Here is a 23,788-nt window from a genome sequence, read left to right as displayed (position 1 = left end):
GAAAATGAAACATTTGAAAATATACATATCGGCGATCCTAGCTGTTGTTATGGTGTCTTGCAAAGATAGTTTTCTGGATCTGCAGCCCATATCCTCTGCGGCAAGTGAAAACTTCTATAAAACAGCTGAAGACATGAAGGTTGCTTTGAATGGCACTTACGCTGCTTTGCGGAGATCGGGTATTTCCACTAACAACTATGTGTTCGGCGAAATAAGTTCCGATAATACCTACCCCGTAGCGTCGGGATCCGTAACCGACCAGGATGAGCTTGATCGCTTCTATATCCGCACCACCAATCCCTTTATAGCCGGCCGGTGGAACGATGGGTATAACGCCATTTTGAGGGCTAACACGGTGTTGGAGAAAATTGAGCCAGTTGAGATGGATGATGAGCTAAAAAGAAGATACATCGCGGAGGCTAAATTTCTGCGGGCTTTTGTATACTTTGAATTGGTGCGTACCTTCGGCGATGTCCCATTAGTTACAAAATCGCTCATGTCTGATTTGGATGAAGCCTATGATTACGGAAGAGACGCCGCGAGTGCCGTTTACGCCCAAATAGAAACAGATCTTTCAGAAGCAGAAGCCGATTTGCCGGTTTCTTTTACAGGAGGAGATCTCGGTAGAGTTACGCAGGGGGCCGCTAAAGCATTACTGGGCAAGATATATCTTACGCAAAATAAATACCCGGAGGCTGCTGCTAAATTGAAGGAAGTAATCGACCTGAATATTTACGATCTGGTCTCTTACGAGGCAGCATTTGATCCGGCACAAAAGAATGGAAGAGAAGCGGTGTTTGAAATCCAGTTTGCTGCCGGTATGGGTATAGGGAACCCTTGGCCTAATGCTTTTGCTCCTCAAAACTCCGGTAATGCCGTAATTAATTTTGGTGGTGGCGGCAATAATCGGCCTACTCAGGATTTAATCGACGCTTATGAGCCCGAAGATATCCGAAGAGACTTTTCTTTGGCAACCAGTTATGTCAATGCAGACGGTCAAACAATCCAGGATGTATATGTCAGAAAATACAGGTTTGATCCGGCACTGAATAATGATAATGCCAATAATATTCCGGTGATTCGCTATGCTGATGTTTTGTTGATGTACGCAGAGTGCTTGAACGAGCAAGGGTATGAAGCAAATGGTGAAGCATTCAGCTATTTGAACAGGATTAGGGAGCGGGCGGGGTTAGCAGAAAAATCTGCGGCTGATATTCCCAATCAGGAAGCTTTCCGGCTGGCGATGGAACAGGAACGTAGAGTGGAGTTTGCATTTGAAGGTCACCGCTGGTATGATTTGGTACGTACCGGTAGGGCTATAACTGTCATAAACAGCAAGGCTCAGGAAATCAATTTGGTGGCCCCGATCACACAAAATAATCTGGTATTTCCCATACCGCAAAGCCAGATAGATATTAACCAGGGCAAGATCACGCAAAACCCCGGCTATTAATCAGAATGTCTTCAGGAGGCTGCCCGTTACTTGGGCTTCAGCGTCCTGAAGACATTTTTTACACGAAGGCCTATTGTTTTACTCAAAAGGTTATAAAACCAGCTAGCATATAAGTGATGCTTACATGTTCAAATTCCCTGTTCCCATTTCAATCTCAAAACCCTTAACTTTACGTACGCAATTGGAAGTAAAACGAGTGAACAGCAATCGGACACGTCGGAAATCAAACATGGGAAAAAAGAATACCGAACAAAACTATATAGCCACCAACCGGCAATCGTGGAACAAGCGAACCGAGGTACATCTGAAATCGAAATTTTACGATGTTAAAGGCTTTATAGCCGGGAAAACGTCCTTAAATGCTATTGAATTAGATTTACTAGGAGACATAGAAGGGAAAAGCATTTTGCATTTACAATGCCATTTCGGCCAAGACTCTATTTCTCTGAGCAGGCTTGGAGCAACAGTTATCGGTGTTGATTTATCAGATAAGGCCATTGAACAGGCAGAGCAGATTGCAAAGGCCACAAAGGCAAATGTCAGCTTCATCTGTTGCGACATTTACGGTTTGCCGAAGTACTTAGACCAACAGTTCGATCTCGTTTTTACCAGCTACGGAACCATAAGTTGGCTGCCCGATTTAAATCAATGGGCAAAGATCATCTCCAGATTTTTAAAACCAAATGGGCGGTTTATTTTTGTAGAATTTCATCCCGTAATTTGGATGTTTGATGAGGGGTTGGAAAAAATTGACTACAGCTATTTCAACTCGGGCGCAATTATAGAGACTGAAAGTGGTACCTATGCAGATAGAACAGCCGATATACATTATGAAAACATAATGTGGAATCATGGTTTGGGGGAGGTAACCACTAGTCTCATTAAGAACGAGCTCGAAATAAACTCACTTGAAGAATATGATTACTCTCCCTACAACATCTTCAATAAAAGCGTCGAAGTCGAACCAAAAAAATATAGAATAGCACATTTAGACAAGAGAATTCCGATGGTATATTCCATTGTAGCCACGAAGAAAAGCAATAGTTGATCCGTTTTTCCAAATGTTAAAGTTTATGTTATCTTTAAGTTATGCATAACATCTTAAACCGGTTCGAGTATCTTTTAAATACCATACCAGCATTATTGCAGGCAATTTCAGAGAAAGACTTCTCTAATAAACCTGCTCTAACCAAATGGAGCAAGAAAGAGATACTAGGTCATCTTGCTGATAGCGCTTCGGTAAACTATCAGCGCTTCATTAGGGCCCAGTTTGAAGATAATCCACAAATTTTTTATGATCAGGATCAATGGTGTAAAGCAGCATATTATCAATATGCCGAAAAGGGGATGCTTATCACGTTTTGGCTCATTCATAATAGGCAATTGTTATTTCTGTTTAAACAGCTGGATGATTTCGCATTACAGAAAAGGTCTAATAACCATACCTTGCTATATCTGATGGAAGATTACGTAGAACATTTAGAGCATCATTTAAAACAATTAGTTGACTATAGCTAATAAGAAGATCGCTATGCACCTTACTCACTAAAACTTCCATCCAATGGATAATGAGGGGCTGGGATGCACGGCTCTTAATCGGTATGTCGCCGGACCAATGTGTTGCATTTCAGGTCTGAATATTAAGAAATTAACCGAAATATTAGGCATGATGTAAAACTTGTCTTTCCTAAATGGAAACCATAAATAGCCTATGCCCGGAGAAAGAAATCCGTTCAAATCGCGCCGGTCTGTCATTTGGTAGCTCGCTTTAAATTCTTCGATACCAGCGCTAAACTCAGCGAAAAAGCCTTTATAATCTGAAGAGAAGTGATACCTCGCCAGCAGGCTTGCTACCCAGCTTAGCCGCAGGCTTATTTCACCCAGGTTGTCTCCGTCAAATACCAAATCCTTTCCTAAGCCCTCCAGACGTTGCCCAGTGACAGACACACCGTATGACATCCGGGTGTTTGCCGGATAAAAAAAGATTTTTAAGTCGTAACCTCTTTGAATATAATTAGTAACGCGGGTTTCCACCGAAAAAGTGGATGACGATGGTTTTTCGCTTTGCGCTAATAGCGGCAAAGAAATTGCAGTGGCGATAATCAGTGCTAAAAATTTTCCTAGTTTCATAATCTTGATGTTCATAGTTACAAAACTAGCCGTACCATACATTCAAAATCTTCACATATGTTAAGAAATGTTCATCAGCTTTCTCCTGATCCTGCTGAGGCTTTGCGGTTTTATACCCAAATAGGTAGATAATTCATATTGTGGAATCGCTTGCAGTATGTAGGGGGTCTCGCTGATCAGTTTCTCATAATATTCCTCAGCACTTAAGCTCAAAAGGTCATTTATTCTTGCTTGGCACTTAATCAGGGTGTTCTGGAGAACCAACCTGAATGCGCCTTCCAGGGTAGGATATTTGTCTAAAAGTGCTGTGAACTCCTTATACCCTAAAGCATAGATACGCGCACCCTTCGTCATTTTCAGGGTTTCTTTACTGGGCTGCCGTGCAGTGAAACTCTCAATCACCGTGATAAACTCTCCTTCTTTCGCAATATGTCGGGTAAAAGGATTTCCGTTTATTTCGCTTTCTAAGATTACATAGCCAGAATCGACAAAATACACTTCGCTGGCAACCCTGCCTTTTGCCAATAAAATATTATTTCGTTTACTTACCGTTTTGAAATTCTGCACCATTTCCTTGGCAACATCGTCACTGATGTTGCTCGCCCGCATGATATGGATTAATTTTTGGTGCACTGTTGTTGATCCGGTTCTGATGAGTACAACGATAATGTAGTGTTTGTTTGAAAGTAAATATACCAATCTTTGGCCGATTGTTAACGTTTGGGGTCAAGACATTGCCCACAACGCTTATAATTAAGAAGGAACAAACAAATCATTTTTGTATTTTTAATTCTTATACTTACTATATGTCTTTTCAAAATTTATATTTTGTTGCTATCATACCTCCGCAAAACATACTAGAGGAGGTTACCGCCATTAAAGCAGCTTTTGCGAAGAACTATAACTGCAGTAAGGCCTTAAGGGTAATACCACATATTACGCTCAAGGCACCCTTCAAATTAAGTAGCTCAGCACATACGCAATTACTTAACTGGTTTGGTAAAATTCCTCCTATTGTCAAACCTTTCATCACCGAACTAAAGAATTTCGGAACATTTGCCAATAAAAATAGCCCGGTAATTTTTATAAAGCCTGTTGTAAGCGATCATTTGATGCAGTTACAGTCGGCAATCATTCATGACTTTGAAAAGCATTACCCACAAATCCCTGTTTCTTTCCTGGAGCATCATTTTAAGCCGCATATGACAATTGCTTATCGAGACCTGAAACCGGATGCCTACCAAAGGGCCTGGGAAGTATATAAAGATAAACCATATGAAGCAGTGTTTGAAGTTTGTGATTTCTGTCTTTTACAGCATGACACGAAGCAATGGAATATAATCGCGTCCAATAGATTGATGCCATAGGTTTAATTTTATAGAAAGGAAAAACATACCAGCATTGGACAATAGGCTAAACAACTCCCTGCAAAACGTTTTCTCTTGCTATAATTCACCATCTTCATTTGATCTCAACCCTAATGTTTTAAGGATAAAAGGTGCAATGATTTCTTCACCCCCCATTGTGTTGGGATGAATGCCATCCGGCACATATTGCAGAAATACACCTTCACCCTGGTTCAAAATTTTCTGCCAACTGGCGTAGTGATCCACTAAAAGTGCATTTTTTTCCTTCGCTACCTCCCGATACATTGTATAATACGCATCTAGGTGGGGCCTTAGGCTAGCAGATTTACCTATTGGCATATTCATTACTTGCAATACAATGTCACATGAATCGTTATACAGCCTGATCCGGTCTATCATATATAGCAAATTTAACCTGGCTACTGCAACCGAGGTTTCGTGTTCCAGAAAAGCGTCGTTAATACCAAACTCGATAAACACGGCATCAGGTTTTTCAGCAATCACATTGTCTTCTAGGTGCTGCACCCCCCAAGTAGACCACATTCCGCCTTTACCTGCAAGGGAATAGCTGAATAAATTCGCCCCATATTGGTTGCTTATCGTTTCAGCTACTATGTGCATCCACGCCTCGCCATTATTGCCGCTTGATAGGCTGGTGCCGTATACAACAATATGCTGCGGCTTTCCCGCTTGTAACCGTTTGATAAAATTTGGCTGGCCTAAGGATGATAAGGATAACAGTCCAAAACAAATTAATAGTATTAGTCTCATATTCATAAAGATATATAATTTCTAATATAACCCGGGTTTTGATCTGTTCAGCTACAAAGCCTTACCAAGAGATCTATACCTGAACAGGTTTAATCAGCATTTCGTGATTAGCTAACCCGGTAATTCATTTATTTCCATGAAAAAGCGAAAATCAATGTTACGGTTTTTTTGTAAAATTAAATAAATATTTTGCGTAGTTAGTAGTGATGTTGGCAGCATGAAAAGTACGCTGCAGCCACTATTATGCGTTGTTCTGAGATCATTTATATAAACCAATTAAATTGCACAAAAGGGACGGTTTAGCTAAGTTTGTATAAGCTATGGAAAAATTGGTCAACGCGGATGAATTTGTAGAACGATTTATGGTGGGCAATATGGACCACCTGCGTTATAAGCACTCGCCCGTGAAGGTTTTCCGGCTCATTGACATTGCACCTTATCTCAAAATTCCCATACCGCCCATCCTCTTCGGATATAATCTGCTCATACACCTTACCGAAGGTTATTTTGAACATCAGGTTGGCCCAAAGGTGTACGTTGTGAACGCTCCGGCGGTCCTCATGAGTACCTATGGCAATATTTCGGCGATTAAATCGGTGGATACATCTGCTAAAGGGCATTGTGTTTTGATAAACGATAGTGCCATGACTTCCATATTCCGGGAACAGGAGATTTTAAACATCTTTACCATTTCTCCACTCCTCAACTTATCGAAGGATGTAAGCGATGGCATTAATCAACTTTTTAGAATGCTTTATGAGGAACTACATACATCCGATCCCTACAAAGAGTTGACGGAAAGCCTGTTGAAATCCTTGTTGCTGAAAATCATTAAACTTTCTGCTTCTAACCGTGTCTTAAGTAGAACACAGGAGATCGCCATGCTGTTCAAACAATTGGTGCACAAACATTGCAGGAAACAGAAACACATTGGGTTCTACACAGACAAACTTGCCGTATCAGCCAATTACCTAAATAGATGCGTTTCTACTGTATATAATAAGTCATCGAAGCAACTGATTTTGGAAGTGCTGGTTATGCACGCACAGCTGATGTTGTTCGAATCCAGCAATAGTGTATCTGACATCTGCTACGAGTTGGACTTCCCGGATCCCTCTTACTTTTCGCGTGTTTTTAAAAAACTAGTAGGCATGTCGCCTACAGATTACCGATATACAACCAGGCAGTAGAAGATTGAAAATGCACGATTTGTCCTAGTCTTTGCACAGAATCAAATAAATCCTTGAGCGTTCGCGATTTAACTTTGTAGCTTGATCGTAAATAGAACTGCCATGATGAATGTTGTACAGCCAATAAGTGAAGTCCAAAATTTTGATACCTTTATTAGTACATTTAAAGAGAAGTTAGCAAACCTTTTTAGTGCAGAATATGATTATAATGCTATGAGCCTGCAAAGAGGGTTGCCACCCCACCTTCTGAGTGAGATCATGGATATGAAGCCGCTTTCTGTAGCTATTCCTGAAAGTCATGGCGGCCGTGGCATGATCGTGAAAGAGTGCTTGGGCGTGTTGTCGGCTGCATCTTATGAGTCTCTATCACTATCCCTCATCTTTGGGATCAACATTGCCTTGTTTCTGGAGCCTTTTGCAAAGTATGTCCATGTAGCTAGGCAGGATCAGGTTTTTACAAATTTTCTGGAGAATAGGGCAATGGGAGGTTTGATGATTACCGAGCCGGGCTATGGCAGTGATGCGCTGAATATGCAAACTTTTTACGAGGAAGGGGCAAACAGCTTTCGGATAAAGGGGGAGAAACATTGGCAAGGCTTAACGGGTGCGGCTAACTATTGGCTGGTGGCTGCTCGCAGAAAAAATGCAGGCGGGGAATTAGTACGCGATATAGATTTTTTTTTAACCGAAAATGCCGACGCGAAACAGCAGATTGAAGTGAAACAGTATTATAATAATCTGGGGCTGTATGCGATTCCTTATGGCCTGAACCATATAGATGTGGAAGTCCCTATGGCACATCGTCTGGTTGCGGAGAGTACCGGGCTTAAATTGATGCTGGATACTTTACACCGCAGTAGGCTGCAGTTTCCGGGGATGGGGATGGGTTTCATCAAGCGTTTATTGGATGAGGCCTTGCAACACTGTAAAACAAGGCGGGTGGCAGGCCTACGGCTAAATGAAATGGATGCAGTGAAATTTCAGCTGTCACGATTGCAAGCAGCTTTTACCTTATGTTCGGGTATGTGCGCATATGGTTCGAAAGTGAGTTCCATTGAGCAGGATGTTTCGGGCAACGGGATCGATGCGAATAGTGTAAAAGCCGTACTAACAGACTTCATGCATGAGTCAGCGCAAATATGCTTACAATTGTCGGGCGCAAACGGCTATTGCTTAGACCATATAGCAGGTAGGGCTATGGTCGACAGCCGGCCTTTTCAGATTTTTGAAGGCTCGAACGAAATGCTTTACACGCAAGTGGCGGAAGCTGTGTCTAAAGCCATGCGGAAAGGAAAAGAGAAAAATTTGCTACGCTACTTGAAAGGCTATGCGCTTACTACACATGCCGCGCCGCATTTTGTTGGGAGCTTAGCGTTCGACTTTCCGGATCAACCAAAGAAACGGGATTTGGTAACCCTGGGCAGAATCATTTCCCGGGTGATCTGTTTTGACATGGTGTTGGTATTGCGGGATGCCGGGTTTAGCCGGGAACTCGTTGACATTACGCAGCAGCATGTCCATATGGATTTGACTATGCTGGTCGGACAACTCTCGAGCAAGAACGATGCAGTGCCTTTGATGGAATATGACGAAGATGCGAGTTGGACAGATTGTTGTTAAATTTAGATATGGCGCATAAACTTACCGAATCTTTTTGCACTTGAGGCTCCTGCCCGGGTTTCAAATGCGTTATCCGAGCGGAGCGTTACTCAGCATTACATATAAAGATATATCAATGCTTAGAAAGTAAACGCTTCAACGCTTTGCTTGGCTTTAGGTAATGCCGTTTCCTTCAGCTCAGGCGTACTAACACCTTCCACGCGGAAGACTGAAAGTTAACGAATAAGTGGGGTCTTTTACCCGTACTTGCTCCTTCGTTTAATATACGCCCACATTGATTTTTTCTTCATGGAGGATACTTTTCAATCGCTTGCTCCATTTTTCAAGTTCGGCGCTTCTTTCTTCTGCCGTCTGGCGCGCTACGGCGTAACTGAGCTGTGGCCTCAATACGGAAAACCCCGTAAACTCAAAAATCCCTCGATGTATAGGTCGTAATATAGCGTTGATATCCCCTTGTAAACCGTCTTTGAGGAAGGCTTTCTCAGGGCTTCCGGTGGTGACAGACAAGAGGGCTTTTTTTCCTTTGAAAAGGCCTTGCTCATACAAATTTCCATTGCTATAGGCCTTGCCCATGGCAAAAACACGATCTGCCCATCCTTTCAGAATAGAAGGCAAGGCAAACCACCATAGGGGAAATTGCCAGATCATCAGATTGCACCATTCCACTTTTTCCTGCTCGGTTCTTAACTCGGGGCTAAAGCTTCCTGCTTCTGTTGCATGCATTTCTTCCAATTGCAATTTCAGAAACGAGCTGTCTTTTACCGTGGTGAAATTGTGCCTGTCCGACACGGGATTGAAGTTCATACGATATAAATCCGAAGTTTTGACCTCGTGCCCTTCTATTCGTAACGTTTCGATGGCTTTTCGAAACATGGCAGCATTGAAACTCTGGGTTTCTGGGTGCGCTAATACAATTAATATTTTCATATAGCTGATTTTTAAGCAAAATTAAACCGATATATAGCTTTTTTATTGTATAAATTTTCCTTAATTCAGTATATTTCCTCTATAAAAAAATTCTCAATAGCGGAGGAAAGATTTACAAGCGGCTTTAGCCCTCATGAACGCCTTATAAGATATACATGTATTGAATATTTCTTTTATATGCAACGCGATTATATTGCATATAAATGAATTTATCTAAGTTTGTAATATGTATAGCGAAAACCTGTACGAACCCTACTCCATAAGCTTTCAGACATTGAACGAATGTCCGATGCGGGAACATACACATAGTTTTTTTCAATTGGTATATATCCTTTCCGGAACGGGGAAGCAATGTATCAACCAACACAAATTTGATTATCAACCTGGGCATCTATTCCTTATTACACCACAGGATCGGCATTCTTTTGACGTGGAAAGCACCACTCAATTTTTCTTTTTGCGATTCAACGATATTTACATCAAATCCAAAGCTTTGCAAACGGAAGATGTTCAACGATTGGAATTTATCCTGCAAAATGCCAATCATAAACCGGGTTGCATACTCAAAAACCAGACGGATAAAATCCTCGTGCGCCCCATAATTGAGGCATTAATAAGGGAAGCGGTAAATAGAGATTTGTACGACCGGGAAGTAAAACGGCAGTTGGTCAATACCCTGATTGTGATTGTGGCCAGGAATATTGCTAAATACCTGCCTGAAAAAATCAATAGCAGTTCGGACGAAAAGATTGTTGAAATCTTGAGCTATATCCAGGCTAACATTTACGAACCGGAAAAATTCCGTACGGAAAACGTTTGTAAACACTTTGGTATTTCCCGGAATTATCTGGGTCGGTACTTCAAAAAACATTGCGGCGAAACCATGCAGTCTTATATAGGCAATTATAGACTTTCGCTTATAGAACATCGCCTTAAACATAGCGATAAGCGTATCAACGAAATTGTCAGGGAACTGGGCTTTACAGACGAAAGCCATCTGAATAAATTCTTTAAACAGCAAAAAGGGCTTAGCCCGAAAGCTTTTCGGGAGCGGTTGCTGGTAAATTAGTGTAATTGTTAAGCATCAAGGCCGATTAACGAAGAAAAGAGAGAAGGTCTTGGCAACAATCCTATTGTCAGCCTTAGTTTCCGGGCACGGGCGCATTCGCCGCGATTAGGTTCTCCTGCTTCAGCTCTTCCCAAAAGCCCACCGGAATCTGCACGGTAAAGGACGCCGCATTCTCCTGGGCCTGTTGTACGGTATGCGCGCCCGGTATTACGGCTGAAACCACATCAGGCGCAGCGGCAAATTGTAGTGCGGCTGTCCGGAGGTCTACCTGATGATTGGCCGCTACTTTTTTAATTGCTGATAGTTTTTCTTTTACGCCATCCGGAAACGTTCCATCGTATAGATAACGGTCTTTTCCGGCCAGAAAACCCGCACACAAGGGGGCGCCAACTACAATAGACTGGCCTTTTTCTGCTACTTTTGGAAATACCTTGTTCAGATCGTCTTCATGCTTAATCAACGAGTATTGGCAGGCTGAAAGAAAAATATCAGGGTCGGCCACTTCAACGGCTTTTAAAATAGGCTCAATTGTATTGACGCCGAAGCCCCAGCCTTTGATGAGCCCCTCTTCCCGCATTTTGCTCAGCTCTGGCATGGCACCTTTGGCGGCCTGGTCAAAATAAGTTATCCAGTTTTCTTTCATGTCACCGTTATCGGGAGATAGATCGTGAATGAAGACAATATCCAGCGACGATATACCCAGGCGTTGCAAACTGTCTTCTACACTTTTGCGTACACCTTCCGCACTGTAATCGTATTGGTAGGCGAAGTTCAGTTTGCCTTTCCAGATTCCTCCTCCCTCCAGTTTGAAACCCTCGTAGGGCTTCAGGATACGTCCTATCTTGGTGGAAAGGGTATAGGCTTCGCGGGGTTTATCTTTCAAAAACAGGCCCATCCTACGCTCACTGATACCCAAGCCATACCAAGGTGATGTATCGAAGTAACGAACGCCCGCTTGCCATGCGGCTTCCATGGATTGCAAGCACTCCATATCCGGGTTGGCCTGAAAACCATTTCCTAAGGCTACACCGCCAAAACCGGATAGGGTTTGGGGACGAAAGCGTTTCCCTTGGTTTGCCCGGTCTGATTGCGTAGTTATAGGGGTATTTGCGTGAGCTGTAGCTAAGCCGGACAGCTCGTTTGAAAGGGAAAAACCCGCTGTTGCAAGTGCTGTTTGCGTTAAGAATTCTCTGCGTTCCATATCTCTGCTTTTAAATGATAATGGATTTTGCCCGATTATTGTTTTTCAAACTCATAGAAATCTAAACGCATAAAAAGAAAAATCTGCAGTAACCTGTTTTCCGGGAATGATTTGACCAGGTCACACGGAAGAATACGATCATTATCATAACTGGAATTATAAATGTAATAAAATTTGTTACATTTATAAAATGTATTTATCTTTGGCATAGAAATGAACAATACAAGATTTTCAACTGCCGTACATATCTTGACGCTACTAGCTGATAGCAACGGGGAGTGGTTGAGTTCGGATTGGATTGCGGGAAGCATCAATATCAATGCCGCGATGGTGCGTAAGGAACTGAGCGTGCTGCAAGAAGTAGGGCTGGTAGTAGGCCGTAAGGGAAAAGAAGGAGGTTCGAGCTTGAACAAACCGAGTAACCAGATCACCTTGGCCCATATTTACCGTGCGGTGAAGAATTCGGAAATATTAGGTAAGAAAAATAAAAATCCAAATCCCAAATGTCCGATAGGGAAGTGCATTAATGAAAGATTAGGGGAACTCTTTGCGGAAACAGACCTGCTCGTGATTGACTCCTTAGCGGATAAGACACTGGCAGATTTCGTAAAGCAGTTTCACTAGATTTTTTAAAGCCAGATTCCGTGTTAGGGATTCAAACGAATTGACATGATCCAAAACAGGTATGAAACCAGCATGAATTGCCGTTCAAGAAATGTAAGATAAATTTACGCAAGCTTCATTGCTACTTATAGACAAATAATTAAATAAAAAACCGAATCGATCAAAGGGGGCTCATGGAAACTAAAAGCTGCACAAGTTTATACCAGGGCATACAGAGACATGGCGATGGAGGTCTTGAAAGGGATGTGGGGGAGCAGTTCGTGAGCTAATACAGATTTTGGGGAACATAAGTGTAACAAGAAATATTACAAAATAAAAATTATGGCAATAGGAATCACAGGAGCTACCGGACAATTAGGTCGTTTGGTAGTGGAGAAATTAAAAGAAAAAACACCGGCAGATAATTTGATTGCTTTGGTACGCAGCCCGCAAAAAGCGGCAGATTTAGGCATCGAGGCCCGTGTTTTTGACTATGGCAAACCCGAAACCTTGGCGGAATCTCTGCTGGGCATTGAGCAGTTGTTGCTGATTTCCAGCAATGAAATTGGTCAGCGCAAGGCACAGCACGAAAATGTAATTAAAGCGGCTAAAGAAGCGGGTGTTAGGCGGATGGTATATACCAGCTTACTGCGTGCCGACACTTCTTCCTTATTAATCCTCGCAGAAGAGCATTTAGCAACTGAAGAAGCGTTAAAAGCATCCGGAATTGCGTATACCATTTTGCGTAACGGCTGGTATTACGAAAATTACACGGCTTCCATTCCTACCGCGGTTGCAGGTGGCGCATTTATCGGTAGCGCGGGTGATGGTAAAATTTCTGCTGCGGCACGCGCCGATTATGCTGAGGTAGCAGCGGCGGTGTTGACTAGCGAAGATCAGCAAGGAAAGGTTTATGAGCTGGCTGGAGACGATGCTTTTACACTGACGGATTTAGCGGCTGAAATTTCCCGCCAAAGCGGAAAGGATATTCCATACAACAACTTACCGGAAGCGGATTATGCAAAGGCATTGAAGGGCGCCGGCCTGCCGGAAGAAATGGCGACTGTTTTCGCCAGTTTTGATACTGGGGCATCCAGAAACGACTTGTACGATGATGGCAAACAACTTTCTACATTGATTGGCCGCCCGACTACAACATTGGCCGCCGCTGTGAAAGCAGCTTTGGCATAAAACATAGTCGATTAGATATGCTTCATATATGCCTCTTCAGATAATATAATCGGAGAGGCATTTTTATATAAAACTTGCCTGTATTACGCTAACTGATACTAAAATAATTTTTAGGAACAGATGACATAAAAATAAATAGCCGGCTTGGCGGTGAAGTGAAATAGTGTTAACTTTAATTACCAACACATTTCACCAATTGAAGAACCCGAAAAGTTCACCACGATTCAAAACCATATTTGAGCACCTTTGTATTATTACTTATCAAACCAAATATGAGTATACCGGATAATGACATAAAACGAAGCGAAGAAATCACGCAGAACTATCTTACATTTCTAGAGAAACACGTTGCACAGGTTGTTTCGGGAGAGGTGACTGATTTTCTGGAAATAAACCAGATTGCTAACAAATTATTCATTTCACACAAGCATTTAACAGACACGGTTCAACGGGAAACGGGTAATCACCCTTGTCACTTTTACGACCTGAAGATTATTGAGCAGGCAAAAAGAATGTTGACCGAAACGGATTTGCCGGTTGCTGAAATAGCAAGAATACTTACCTATGATCCTTCTAACTTTTCTAAATTTTTTAAAAAATTCGTTAGAGAGACACCTGGTAATTTTAGAAAACAGATTAAGATATAGACCTATCAAGTAATTTCCGAAAAGTTCACCATGATTTAAATTTTAGCTCTCCTAGCTTTGCTATAATATTTATAACGCATTAAAATTATAATAGTATGGCAAGAAATGATTTAAACGGAAAAGTGGTGCTGATTGCTGGTGGGGCTAAAAATTTAGGGGGCTTATTGAGCCGTGATTTTGCAGCTAAAGGTGCAAAAGTAGCTATCCACTATAATAGCGACAATACCAAAGCCCATGCGGAAAAAACATTGGCAGATATTCAACATGCTGGTGGTGAAGCCTTTTTGCTGCAGGCGAATTTAACAAAAGTGGAAAACATCCAAAAACTGTTTGCAGAAACAAAAGCTAAACTTGGTGGTATCGACATTGCGATCAACACGGTAGGAATGGTGTTGAAAAAGCCTTTTTTAGAGACTACCGAAGCAGAATATGATAAGATGTTCGACATCAATTCCAAAGTAGCTTATTTCTTTATTCAGGAAGCCGGTAGAACCTTAAATGATAATGGTAAAATCTGCACCATCGTTACTTCGTTATTAGCTGCCTATACGGGGCTTTATTCTACTTATGCGGGAGCAAAAGCTCCGGTTGAACATTTTACCAGAATGGCATCTAAAGAATTTGGTGAAAGAGGAATTTCGGTAACGGGAGTTGCGCCTGGACCGATGGACACACCATTTTTTTATGGGCAGGAAAGTGACGATGCGGTAGCTTACCACAAATCAGCCTCTGCTTTGGGAGGTTTGACAGACATCAAAGATATTGCTCCATTGGTGGAGTTTCTAGTAACTGACGGTTGGTGGATTACCGGACAGACTATTTTTGCAAATGGCGGATACACCACGAGATAATTTAATTATTCGTATAAAAGCTGAATGAATATTTCATTCAGCTTATTATAGTTACAACGTTCTTTGAGAACAGTCTGATCAAAAAATTAAATACGTGTTCAACGGAAGAGGTAGATATGGTCTTAACTTCGCACAGCACATGGTAAAAATTAGCCAAATTTTCCATTGACATAATTAGCCGTGAGTTCATTTTTGGGATGGTTAAATAATTGATAGGTCCTATTCTCCTCTATAATCTCGCCGAGGTACATAAAGACGGTTTTGTCCGCAACACGCTGCGCCTGTTGCATATTGTGAGTCACAATGATAATAGTGTATCGCTCTTTTAATTTCACGATAAGTTCCTCTATTTTAAGTGTACTGATAGGGTCAAGAGCAGAGCAAGGCTCATCCATTAGGATGACTTCCGGTCGCAAGGCTACTGTTCTAGCAATGCAGAGCCTTTGCTGCTGCCCGCCTGATAAACGCGTCGCTGGCCTTAGTAGATCATCTTTTACCTCTTCCCAAATAAAACTTTCTTTAAGGGAAGTTTCAATTATATGTTGTCGTTGCCCTTTTGGAACATGATTGATTTTTAATCCGTAATTAACGTTTTCATAGATACTTTTCGGAAAAGGGTTAGCCTTTTGGAAAACCATACCGATGCGTCTTCTAACCTGGGTTACCGATAAATCTGCATCATAAATATTTTTTCTGTCCAATAAAAACTGTCCCGCTATCCTCACATCTGGACTAAGGTCGTGCATTCTGTTAAAGCAACGCAATAAGGTGCTTTTTCCGCAACCCGAAGGACCGATAAGAGCGGTTACCTTATTTTTTTCAAAATTTACATGGATATTTTTTAGTACCTGTTTGGAACCGAACCATAGGTTGACCCCTAAGGCGGCAAGCTTTATTTGTTTATCCTTCATTTTTGCTGTATTTATTACGTATATAAAAGGCAAAACTATTTAATAGGAAAACCACTATGATTAGGACAAGGGCAGTACCGTAAGCCAACGGCCTGACTTCTTCGATAGATTGATGTTGGGTGGATAACATATACAGGTGATAGGGTAAAGCCATGAACTCCTGATTAAGGAAACCAGTCGGGTTGTTGATGTAGAACGCGACACCGGTGAAAAGGATTGGTGCCGTTTCCCCTGCTGCTCGTGATAAAGTTAGTACCAGCCCGGTAAGAATACCCGGCGATGCGGACGGCAGAACCATATCACGAATAGACTCGTATTGGGTGGCGCCCACGCCAAGCGCAGCTTCTCTGGTACTTGCCGGTACGCGGCGCAGTGCTTCTTCTGTTGTGGTGATAATATAGGGGAGTGACAGCAGTCCCAAGGTAAAGCCCGCAGATAGCAGCGAGGTACCCATATGGAGTCCCTGTACAAATAGCGCTAAGCCAAAAAGACCATAAATGATAGAAGGAACACCCGCTAAATTACGGATGGATGCGCGGATAAGCCGGGTAAGCCAGTTATTGGAGGCATATTCGTTAAGATAGATGGCACAACACAGGCCAAAAGGTGCGGATACAGTTGCTGTTATCAAAGTAAGTAATACGGTACCCATTATTGCAGGCAGAATTCCACCTTTGGTCATGCCGTCGGTCGGTAATGTGCTGACAAACGCCCAAGATAAGGCCGAAGAGCCTTTGTTTATGATATCTCCAATGATGACGATCAGAAAAAAACATACAATGCCCGTGCAAAAGAGTAGGCTGCCCCATTCGATTATCGATGTCAACTTTCTCATACTCATAAGGCCTGATATTTTTTAAACTTATTGACATAATGCTCCCCAATCAGATTTACAATGAGGGTGAACAGGAAGAGAACAGTGGCAATGGCAAATAAGCTATAGTAATGCGTAGTCTGATAGGGTACTTCTCCCATTTCTATGGCTATTGTTGCTGTGATTGTCCGTACCGAATGAAAAAATCCTTTTGGAAAGGCTGATGCATTGCCAGTAGCCATGAGTACCGTCATCGTTTCGCCCAAAGCGCGACCAACACCTAGCATAACCGCCGCTATAATACCCGGAGCACTTGCCGGAATGGTGATTTTACGCAAGGTCTGCCAACGGTTAGCTCCTAGGCCAAAACTTGCTTCTTTATACGGTTGCGGCACACTATGTATGGCATCTTCTGTAACGGTTATGATAGTAGGCAATGCCATGACAGCAAGTAGAATCGCGCCGTTGAGCGCATTGAGACCATTCGGTTGGCTAGACAGCTCACCGAGCTTTGGGCTTAAAATAACAATTCCTAAAAAGCCGATAGCAACGGATGGCACGGCTGCCAACATTTCGATGGTCGGTTTGAGTACATTGCGTAGCTTTTTGCCAGCATATTCCGAAAGAAATGCCGCCGTGCCGATGCCAATAGGTATGGCGATGAGCATGGCTCCGAAAGTAACCAAACAGGTGCTTACCAGTAAGGGCAATATACCATATGATGCAGGGACTCCCGAGGGGTTCCATTGTGTACCGCTAATAAAATCCCAAGGTTTTATTTCGATTAGAAATGCTATGGTATTCCACAACAACATGAGAAATATACCCCCGAGGATGGCTATGATAAAAACACCGGTTGCTCGAAAGATGCATTTGGCGATAAAGTCAATTTTTTCTTTGGCACTTAATTCCATTTTTATGTTTTTTTAACGCGTCGTAATATAGTATCCGGAAGCCTTAATAATCGCCTGGCCCTTTTCGCTTTTTTCAAAATCAATAAAGGTTTTGACTTTATCCCAAGAGGTGCTAGGTATAAATTGATATAAGGGACGCTGAAAAGCGTAGCGTTTTTCTTTAATGGCCTGCTCGTCTAAAGGAGAAACGGCATTTTCTTTTGGCGAACTACGTATGTAAAGTACTTTGACGTCCTGCTCTTTCTCAACGTGGGCAATATATCCAGCACTCACGTATCCGATACCCGACCGATCCAGCTTAATGCTCTCCATAATCTGCGCATTTCCGTTCATTTCTTTTGCCTCTCTACTGAAATGAATGCCAAGTTTTTGTTGGACAAAGGTATGTGTTCCTGAATTGCTCTGCCTTCCATAGATATTGATCGGCATCTCTTGTCCTGTCACAGGCTTCCATGTACGGTAAGAGCCGCTTAAAATTTTGGCTAACGAGGGAATATCTAAGGTGTCTTTGGGGAATTTTTTGTGTACAATAAAGGCTGTAGCGTCTTCGGCGAATACAATCGTATGTAATGCTATTTTTCTAACCTTAAATAAACTGTCTTCTTCGGCATTCAAGGGTCTGGAAGAATTCGCTATATCCGCTTGTCCGTTTAACAAAGAGGCAATTCCAAGCCCTGATCCTCCCCCAGAAATAGCTACACTAAAGTCCGGATTGACACTATAGAAGTGCTCAGCTAGGGTAACAGCTAGGTTTACCTCCGTGTCTGATCCTTTCACTTTGATAGATCTGTCATAACTGCTGCAAGCACATAATAGTATAAAAAAAGAAAGAATGTACCGCATAGTTGATCATTTAGCAGGAATACAAAGCTAATAAATGAATATTACCTTAATGTTGATTTTACATGAAGGAAAATAATGGTAGAAGTGTTTGGCAAAACGCACCGTCAAAGCGCATTTACTATTTAACATTATAATAACCTTCGTTTAATAGTCGGGCCTTAGCTTTGCTTAGGCACCTAGCTTTATGGATAACTATACGTTACAAGAGCTGTTCTTATCAGTCAAAAAGGGAGATGCAGAAGCGTTTACTACGCTGTATAGACATACTTGGCGTGAATTATACCTACTTGCCTTTAATAAAACCCGGGACGAGGATGAGTCGAAAGATGTCGTGCAGGAGATCTATATCCAACTTTGGCAAAAAAGGGAGGTAATTCAGATTCGAGGTCCTGTGGAGGCCTATCTTTACAGCATGACGAAATACGAAATCATTCGACGAATGCAAAGGGTTGCAAGATGGGAAGAGCAGAAGTTTGACTATCAGCAACTGGTCGACGCGATGACTGCGGCGAGCGATCAGGATATCTTTGCGAATGAATTGCATGAGCGATTTAGTCAACAGGTTGAGCAATTACCCGAAAAGCAACAACGTATATTTAAACTGCATAACGAAGAAAATTATACCACGCAGGAGATAGCTAAAGAAATGCAGTTAGCTGAACAGACCGTAAAAAACCAACTGGTGCACGCCAAACGGAAGATTCGTGTTGCTATGAAGGAACACCTCTTATCGACTTTATTTTTGCTGTAGAGACACGCTGTTTATTTACCTATAACAATTTCTTAATACTTTCTTAATCGGTACGCATTGGTACTGCTGCTAATCTTTTGACTCATTGGGGTAAAAGGTACACATGGATAGCGAACAGCTCAAGAAATTACTTGAAAAATACCTGTCAGGAAAGTGTAGTGCGGAAGAGAAGCTTTTTGTCGATGAATGGTTTAGCACATCGGGGGAGAAAGCAGCGCACCTGGATGAAGCGGATTTGAAACGTATAGAGAAAGAAATGTTTACGCATATAAGAGGCAGGACTTTCGGCAATAACATACCGGTAATAACATCCGTTAAGCGATTCAGAAGCTGGCAAAGCATTGCTGCGGCATTCCTCCTGCTTATCGGTATAGGTTATATTTTCTTCTTCCGGAAGGAAACGGCGTCGGTAGAACAGGTAGATGCTATCCCTCAGCTGTCTACATTTCAAACGAAGGCCGGGCAAAAAGCGAAATTGCTGTTACCTGATAGTAGTGTCATTTGGCTAAATGGCAATTCATCGATCAGGTACGATCAGGCTTTTCGTGGTGCCCGAAGGGAAGTGTTGCTCGATAGCGGAGAAGCCTTCTTTGAGATAAGAACTGATCCGGCCAAACCTTTTATCGTATATGCCGACGGACTGCGCACACAGGTTCTGGGAACGTCTTTTAATATACAGATGCGTAATCATCGTAACCAATACATGTTAACGGTCAATACGGGTAAGGTGAATGTACGCAGTAAGGATGGGCGTGTACCGCTTATTCCGGTAGATGCAGGTCAACAGTTTACCTATAATCGAGAGGGCGGGAATCATTCCGTGAAACATGCCCGGACAACGGATTTCAGTGCTTGGAAATCGAATGAATTTATTCTTAAAAATGCTTCCTGGAAAGAAATTGCGGATAAACTTTGGGGATGGTATGGCATATCCTGTAAACTTTTATTGACGACAGGCGATCGCGAGACTTTCACTGCAAAGTTCGATAACCCGAGCTTAGAAGAGGTATTAAATGCCCTTCGCAAAATCAATCATTTTAATTATAAAATAATAAAAAAGGAGGTGATTATAACAAACTAAAAACCCGCGTAAAATAAAAAAGCCGGATCTGCGGTCAACAGACCCGGCAAATCGTTTTCAACCGTTTTTCCACAAAAAAATCAAAAACACTTAAATATATGCTAAAAATACGAAAACAGGATATACCTATTACTGCTTTTATGAAATTATCACTATTGACCTTCATCGTAATGACATCGATAGGAGGTACCCTATTTGCTAATAAAAGTGAGGCGCAACAGCCTGCCGACATGATTGTACATTTCAAGGCTAAAAACCTCTCCCTGGGTAAAATTTTGCAGACCGTTCAGGAACAGTCGGGCCTCAATCTTATTTATAGCCCAACGCAAATCAATGATAAAACCGTGGTAGCTTTACCTAATCAGCAGACAAGTTTGACCGACCTCTTAGGACATCTAGAGGAACACGCTCAGCTGGTATACGAAATCAGGGAAGGAAGTATTTACATTAATCGGAAACAGCAACCGGGAAGGTTAAGGGGAACCGTTCTGGGAAGCGACGGACAGCCTCTGATCGGGGCAAGCATTAATTTGCTGGGCATAAATAGTGGAACAATGAGTGGGGAGGACGGTAGATTTACACTACAGGCAAGTCCGGGGACCTACACGCTTCGGATAAGTTATATTGGTTACGAAACCTATGAGCAGCAGGGTATTAATATCATGGAAAACAAGGATACGCCCTTGAACGTGACCTTAAAGGGTACCGGACAGCTGGAAGAAGTGGTAGTGAGTTACGGTACGCAGCGCAGAAGGGAAATCACTGGTGCATTGGAAGAAATCAGCACGCAAAACCTGCAAGATATGCCGGTTAACCAGTTTGCGCAACAATTGCAAGGGAAATTAGCCGGGGTACAGATTTACCAAACTTCTGGCCAGCCTGGACGCGGTATGTCATGGCGCATTCGTAATGCGGCTTCATTGTCATCAGGTAATTCACCTCTCTTTGTGATAGATGGTATGCCTATTACGGGAAGCATCAATAATATTAACCCTGCAGAAATAGAATCTTTTACAGTTTTAAAAGATGCCTCAGCTACAGCATTATATGGTTCCCGGGCGTCCAATGGCGTAATCTTAATCACAACCAAGCACGCCAAACCCGGCGATCAAACAAAGGTGGAACTGAATGCAAATTATGGCGTTCAGCAGATACCACGTCAAGGAGTACCGGTGATGATGAATGCAAGAGAGTATGCTACGTTTATGAACGAACGTTATCAGGATATGATACGTTATGAGGGTTTTACGGGAGATATCCCTGAGGTTTATCAAAACCCCGAACGCTATGGGAAAGGCACGGATTGGTTTAATTTATTGACGCGAACAGCACCTATCCAAAATTATGACTTGAGTTTTACCGGTGCTGGGCAACACACTACTTCATCGGTAGTGGCCGGATACCAAAATCAACAGGGGGTAGTGGTGAATAGCGGGACCAAGCTTTATTCTATCCGAATTAACCAGGAATATCGGCTATTTGACGATAGGCTAAAAGTGGGGTTTAACTTAGCGCCTAGTTACCGACAGGATCATAACAATCGTTTGGAAGACGGTATTCAGGGTATCGTGCAGAAAACCTCGGAAGCTAGCCCTTTAATCGATCCTTTCGATGAAAATGGTAATTACAACAAATTTGCTCACTCACCCGGAATGGTGAGTTATATAAATCCGCTAGCCAGACACATGGAAGTGCAGGATGATTATGTGACTACCCGAATTCTTGGTAACGCACATTTGGACTATCAAATTTATGATGGATTGAGCTTTAAAGGGCTATTCGGCGTGGATAAAGGCGATGAAACCCGACAGTTTTTTTCACCTGCTTTAATTAATGGCGATGACATCTCTACCGGAACGAGCAGCTCAGTGACTAATTATAGTTATACCGCAGAAGCTAATCTAAACTATAATAAGCGATGGGAGGCACATGCCCTGGATGTGCTGGCAGGATATGCCTATCAATCCTTCGATCAAAAAAGCAACAGCGTGACGGGTAGAAATTTCGCCAGCGATGAGGTTCCCTATTTGAATGTGGCAGCCAATATCACAGATGGTTCAAGTAATGCAACGGCTTTCGCACTGCTATCTTATCTGGGAAGAGTGAACTACAGTTTTAAAAATAGGTATTTGTTGAGTGCGTCGATGCGCTGGGACGGCTCTAGCCGTTTTGGGCAGGACCAGAAGTATGGTGCTTTCCCATCATTCTCTGCTGGTTGGATTATCAGTGATGAGGCTTTTATGAAAGCCTGGAGTCACACCCTGAATATGTTTAAAATTCGCGCAAGCTATGGCATTACCGGCAATAATAATATCGGTAACTATACGCATATTGCACAATTGGGCGCGGCAGACTATGTGGCGAATGGGAACTTGGCTCCCGGAACCACTATTACTACATTGGGTAATACGAATCTTGCTTGGGAACGCAGTAAGCAGCTTGACGTGGGATTAGATGTAGCTTTGTTCGATGATCGCTTGTTCTTTACTTATGATTATTACCGTAAACTATCTGATGGCCTCATACAGGCACGACCTATTCCGCAGGGATCGGGCTACAGTAATATTACTTCCAATGTCGGCGAAATCAAATTTTGGGGACATGAGTTTAGCTTGGGTGGCCAATTCGATTTCGGAAAGTTGAGCTGGAATACAGCTTTTAATATTTCTTTTAACCGGAATCATATTCAATCCCTGGTTAGTCCGGGCTACTTTAGAAGAAATAATACAACCAGTTCCGATTATTATCGGAACCAAGAAGGCTATCCACTGGGCATGTTCTACGGTTATATTTTTGAAGGCTTGTATCAGGATGCAGAAGACTTAGCTAATTCGGCAAAAGAGAACGCTTCTGATGTGGGCACCATCAAAATGCGGGATATGAACAACGATGGTATCATTGACGAAAATGATCGCACATTTATCGGTGATCCAAATCCTGATTTTCTCTTCGGCTTTACCAACAATTTTACCTATGGGAACTTTGATCTGGGAATTTCTATGGCGGGGGCTGTCGGTGGTGATATTATTTTGCCAGCGAAGTGGGCTTATTTAATCAATATGGATGGCGCCCGCAATTTGTTGGCAGAGGCGGCGGATCGCTGGCGATCGGAAGACGATCCAGGGTCGGGAAAGTTTCCCCGTACAAAAACGGGCTCCACCGGTATCGGTAGGCAGGTAAATTCGCAATGGGTCGAAGATGGTTCATTCCTGACTATTAAAAATATTACACTGGGGTATCGGCAAACGGTGAAGAACGCGGGGCCTATTAAACAGCTTCGCCTATATGCATCAATACAAAATGCATTCATACTCACCAACTATTCCGGGATGAACCCGGAAATCAGTTTAGACGGACTAGATGGCGCCAGCATCGGCATTGACGAAAATGCGTATCCTGTTCCGCGTACCTTTTCCCTTGGAGTAAATGTACTTTTTCAATAAGCAACCATCAA

At 42.5% G+C, this 23,788-nt stretch carries 23 protein-coding genes; 14 read left to right on the top strand and 9 right to left on the bottom strand.

Annotation, left to right across the window (positions count from 1 at the left end):
• Positions 1–4 precede the first annotated feature (4 nt).
• The 3 genes from H8S90_RS05640 to H8S90_RS05630 all read left to right on the top strand — a co-directional run bounded on the left by H8S90_RS05640 (position 5) and on the right by H8S90_RS05630 (position 2,971).
• The gene (locus H8S90_RS05640) at positions 5–1,453 is read left to right on the top strand and encodes a RagB/SusD family nutrient uptake outer membrane protein (protein WP_187341605.1); all 1,449 of its coding nucleotides are present in this window, start codon (positions 5–7) and stop codon (positions 1,451–1,453) included.
• A gap of 124 nt (positions 1,454–1,577) precedes the next feature.
• Positions 1,578–2,501, top strand: coding sequence for a class I SAM-dependent methyltransferase (locus H8S90_RS05635; protein ID WP_255501834.1), 924 nt, complete (start codon positions 1,578–1,580; stop codon positions 2,499–2,501).
• 41 nt (positions 2,502–2,542) lie between these two features.
• Complete coding sequence (locus H8S90_RS05630) at positions 2,543–2,971, top strand: DinB family protein (protein WP_187341604.1); 429 nt, start codon at positions 2,543–2,545, stop codon at positions 2,969–2,971.
• Between the two features lie 27 nt (positions 2,972–2,998).
• Here H8S90_RS05630 and H8S90_RS05625 read toward each other — a convergent pair whose 3' ends face one another.
• Both H8S90_RS05625 and H8S90_RS05620 read right to left on the bottom strand, forming a co-directional pair.
• Positions 2,999–3,583 carry a hypothetical protein gene (locus H8S90_RS05625; RefSeq protein ID WP_187341603.1) on the bottom strand — a complete coding sequence of 195 codons (585 nt, stop codon included), beginning with the start codon at positions 3,581–3,583 and terminating at the stop codon, positions 2,999–3,001.
• Positions 3,584–3,643: 60 nt separating this feature from the next.
• Positions 3,644–4,192 (bottom strand): Crp/Fnr family transcriptional regulator, encoded by a 549-nt coding sequence (locus tag H8S90_RS05620; RefSeq protein ID WP_222852249.1) that lies wholly within the window; start codon positions 4,190–4,192, stop codon positions 3,644–3,646.
• A 197-nt stretch (positions 4,193–4,389) separates the two neighbouring features.
• Here H8S90_RS05620 and H8S90_RS05615 point away from each other — a divergent pair, with 197 nt between their 5' ends.
• The gene (locus H8S90_RS05615) at positions 4,390–4,950 is read left to right on the top strand and encodes a 2'-5' RNA ligase family protein (RefSeq protein ID WP_187341601.1); all 561 of its coding nucleotides are present in this window, start codon (positions 4,390–4,392) and stop codon (positions 4,948–4,950) included.
• Positions 4,951–5,028: 78 nt separating this feature from the next.
• Here H8S90_RS05615 and H8S90_RS05610 read toward each other — a convergent pair whose 3' ends face one another.
• Positions 5,029–5,721 carry an SGNH/GDSL hydrolase family protein gene (locus H8S90_RS05610; protein ID WP_187341600.1) on the bottom strand — a complete coding sequence of 231 codons (693 nt, stop codon included), beginning with the start codon at positions 5,719–5,721 and terminating at the stop codon, positions 5,029–5,031.
• Positions 5,722–6,041: 320 nt separating this feature from the next.
• On the opposite strand from H8S90_RS05610, the gene H8S90_RS05605 reads away from it, so the two are divergent.
• Both H8S90_RS05605 and H8S90_RS05600 read left to right on the top strand, forming a co-directional pair.
• On the top strand, positions 6,042–6,911 hold the full coding sequence (locus H8S90_RS05605; protein ID WP_187341599.1) for a helix-turn-helix domain-containing protein: 870 nt from the start codon (positions 6,042–6,044) through the stop codon (positions 6,909–6,911).
• A gap of 102 nt (positions 6,912–7,013) precedes the next feature.
• Positions 7,014–8,531: an acyl-CoA dehydrogenase family protein gene (locus tag H8S90_RS05600; protein ID WP_222852248.1), complete on the top strand. Its 1,518-nt coding sequence runs from the start codon at positions 7,014–7,016 to the stop codon at positions 8,529–8,531.
• Between the two features lie 258 nt (positions 8,532–8,789).
• On the opposite strand, the gene H8S90_RS05595 is transcribed toward H8S90_RS05600, so the two are convergent.
• Positions 8,790–9,458, bottom strand: coding sequence for an NAD(P)H-dependent oxidoreductase (locus tag H8S90_RS05595; RefSeq protein ID WP_187341598.1), 669 nt, complete (start codon positions 9,456–9,458; stop codon positions 8,790–8,792).
• A gap of 226 nt (positions 9,459–9,684) precedes the next feature.
• Between H8S90_RS05595 and H8S90_RS05590 the strand changes: the two genes are divergently transcribed.
• Positions 9,685–10,527, top strand: a complete 843-nt coding sequence (locus tag H8S90_RS05590) for an AraC family transcriptional regulator (protein ID WP_187341597.1) — start codon at positions 9,685–9,687, stop codon at positions 10,525–10,527.
• Between the two features lie 73 nt (positions 10,528–10,600).
• On the opposite strand, the gene H8S90_RS05585 is transcribed toward H8S90_RS05590, so the two are convergent.
• Positions 10,601–11,728, bottom strand: coding sequence for an aldo/keto reductase (locus H8S90_RS05585; RefSeq protein WP_187341596.1), 1,128 nt, complete (start codon positions 11,726–11,728; stop codon positions 10,601–10,603).
• Positions 11,729–11,941: 213 nt separating this feature from the next.
• On the opposite strand from H8S90_RS05585, the gene H8S90_RS05580 reads away from it, so the two are divergent.
• From H8S90_RS05580 to H8S90_RS05565, 4 genes are all read left to right on the top strand, one after another.
• Positions 11,942–12,352, top strand: a complete 411-nt coding sequence (locus H8S90_RS05580; protein ID WP_187341595.1) for an Rrf2 family transcriptional regulator — start codon at positions 11,942–11,944, stop codon at positions 12,350–12,352.
• A 321-nt stretch (positions 12,353–12,673) separates the two neighbouring features.
• On the top strand, positions 12,674–13,522 hold the full coding sequence (locus H8S90_RS05575) for an SDR family oxidoreductase (protein ID WP_187341594.1): 849 nt from the start codon (positions 12,674–12,676) through the stop codon (positions 13,520–13,522).
• A 272-nt stretch (positions 13,523–13,794) separates the two neighbouring features.
• Positions 13,795–14,169: an AraC family transcriptional regulator gene (locus H8S90_RS05570; protein ID WP_187341593.1), complete on the top strand. Its 375-nt coding sequence runs from the start codon at positions 13,795–13,797 to the stop codon at positions 14,167–14,169.
• Between the two features lie 95 nt (positions 14,170–14,264).
• The gene (locus tag H8S90_RS05565) at positions 14,265–15,020 is read left to right on the top strand and encodes an SDR family oxidoreductase (RefSeq protein ID WP_187341592.1); all 756 of its coding nucleotides are present in this window, start codon (positions 14,265–14,267) and stop codon (positions 15,018–15,020) included.
• Positions 15,021–15,169: 149 nt separating this feature from the next.
• Here the strand turns inward: H8S90_RS05565 and pstB are convergent, their stop codons facing one another.
• The 4 genes from pstB to H8S90_RS05545 are packed head-to-tail and all read right to left on the bottom strand — an operon-like array spanning position 15,170 to position 18,502.
• Positions 15,170–15,931 (bottom strand): phosphate ABC transporter ATP-binding protein PstB, encoded by a 762-nt coding sequence (gene pstB / locus H8S90_RS05560; RefSeq protein ID WP_187341591.1) that lies wholly within the window; start codon positions 15,929–15,931, stop codon positions 15,170–15,172.
• The gene (gene pstA, locus H8S90_RS05555) at positions 15,921–16,766 is read right to left on the bottom strand and encodes a phosphate ABC transporter permease PstA (protein WP_222852322.1); all 846 of its coding nucleotides are present in this window, start codon (positions 16,764–16,766) and stop codon (positions 15,921–15,923) included. The genes pstB and pstA overlap by 11 nt, the downstream gene beginning before the upstream one ends.
• 2 nt (positions 16,767–16,768) lie before the next feature.
• Positions 16,769–17,659 carry a phosphate ABC transporter permease subunit PstC gene (pstC, locus tag H8S90_RS05550; protein ID WP_187341589.1) on the bottom strand — a complete coding sequence of 297 codons (891 nt, stop codon included), beginning with the start codon at positions 17,657–17,659 and terminating at the stop codon, positions 16,769–16,771.
• Between the two features lie 12 nt (positions 17,660–17,671).
• A complete protein-coding gene (locus H8S90_RS05545) occupies positions 17,672–18,502 on the bottom strand; it encodes a PstS family phosphate ABC transporter substrate-binding protein (protein ID WP_187341588.1) in 831 nt (276 codons plus the stop codon).
• Between the two features lie 184 nt (positions 18,503–18,686).
• Here H8S90_RS05545 and H8S90_RS05540 point away from each other — a divergent pair, with 184 nt between their 5' ends.
• From H8S90_RS05540 to H8S90_RS05530, 3 genes are all read left to right on the top strand, one after another.
• Positions 18,687–19,253: an RNA polymerase sigma factor gene (locus tag H8S90_RS05540; protein ID WP_187341587.1), complete on the top strand. Its 567-nt coding sequence runs from the start codon at positions 18,687–18,689 to the stop codon at positions 19,251–19,253.
• A 103-nt stretch (positions 19,254–19,356) separates the two neighbouring features.
• A complete protein-coding gene (locus H8S90_RS05535) occupies positions 19,357–20,334 on the top strand; it encodes a FecR family protein (RefSeq protein WP_187341586.1) in 978 nt (325 codons plus the stop codon).
• A gap of 98 nt (positions 20,335–20,432) precedes the next feature.
• On the top strand, positions 20,433–23,777 hold the full coding sequence (locus tag H8S90_RS05530; RefSeq protein WP_255501832.1) for a TonB-dependent receptor: 3,345 nt from the start codon (positions 20,433–20,435) through the stop codon (positions 23,775–23,777).
• Positions 23,778–23,788: the final 11 nt, after the last annotated feature.

The organism is Olivibacter sp. SDN3 (assembly GCF_014334135.1).
Taxonomy (GTDB): Bacteria; Bacteroidota; Bacteroidia; order Sphingobacteriales; family Sphingobacteriaceae; genus Olivibacter.
The sequence above is the reverse complement of the archived record's forward strand: the minus strand, read 5'-3'. Positions and strand labels throughout refer to the sequence as shown.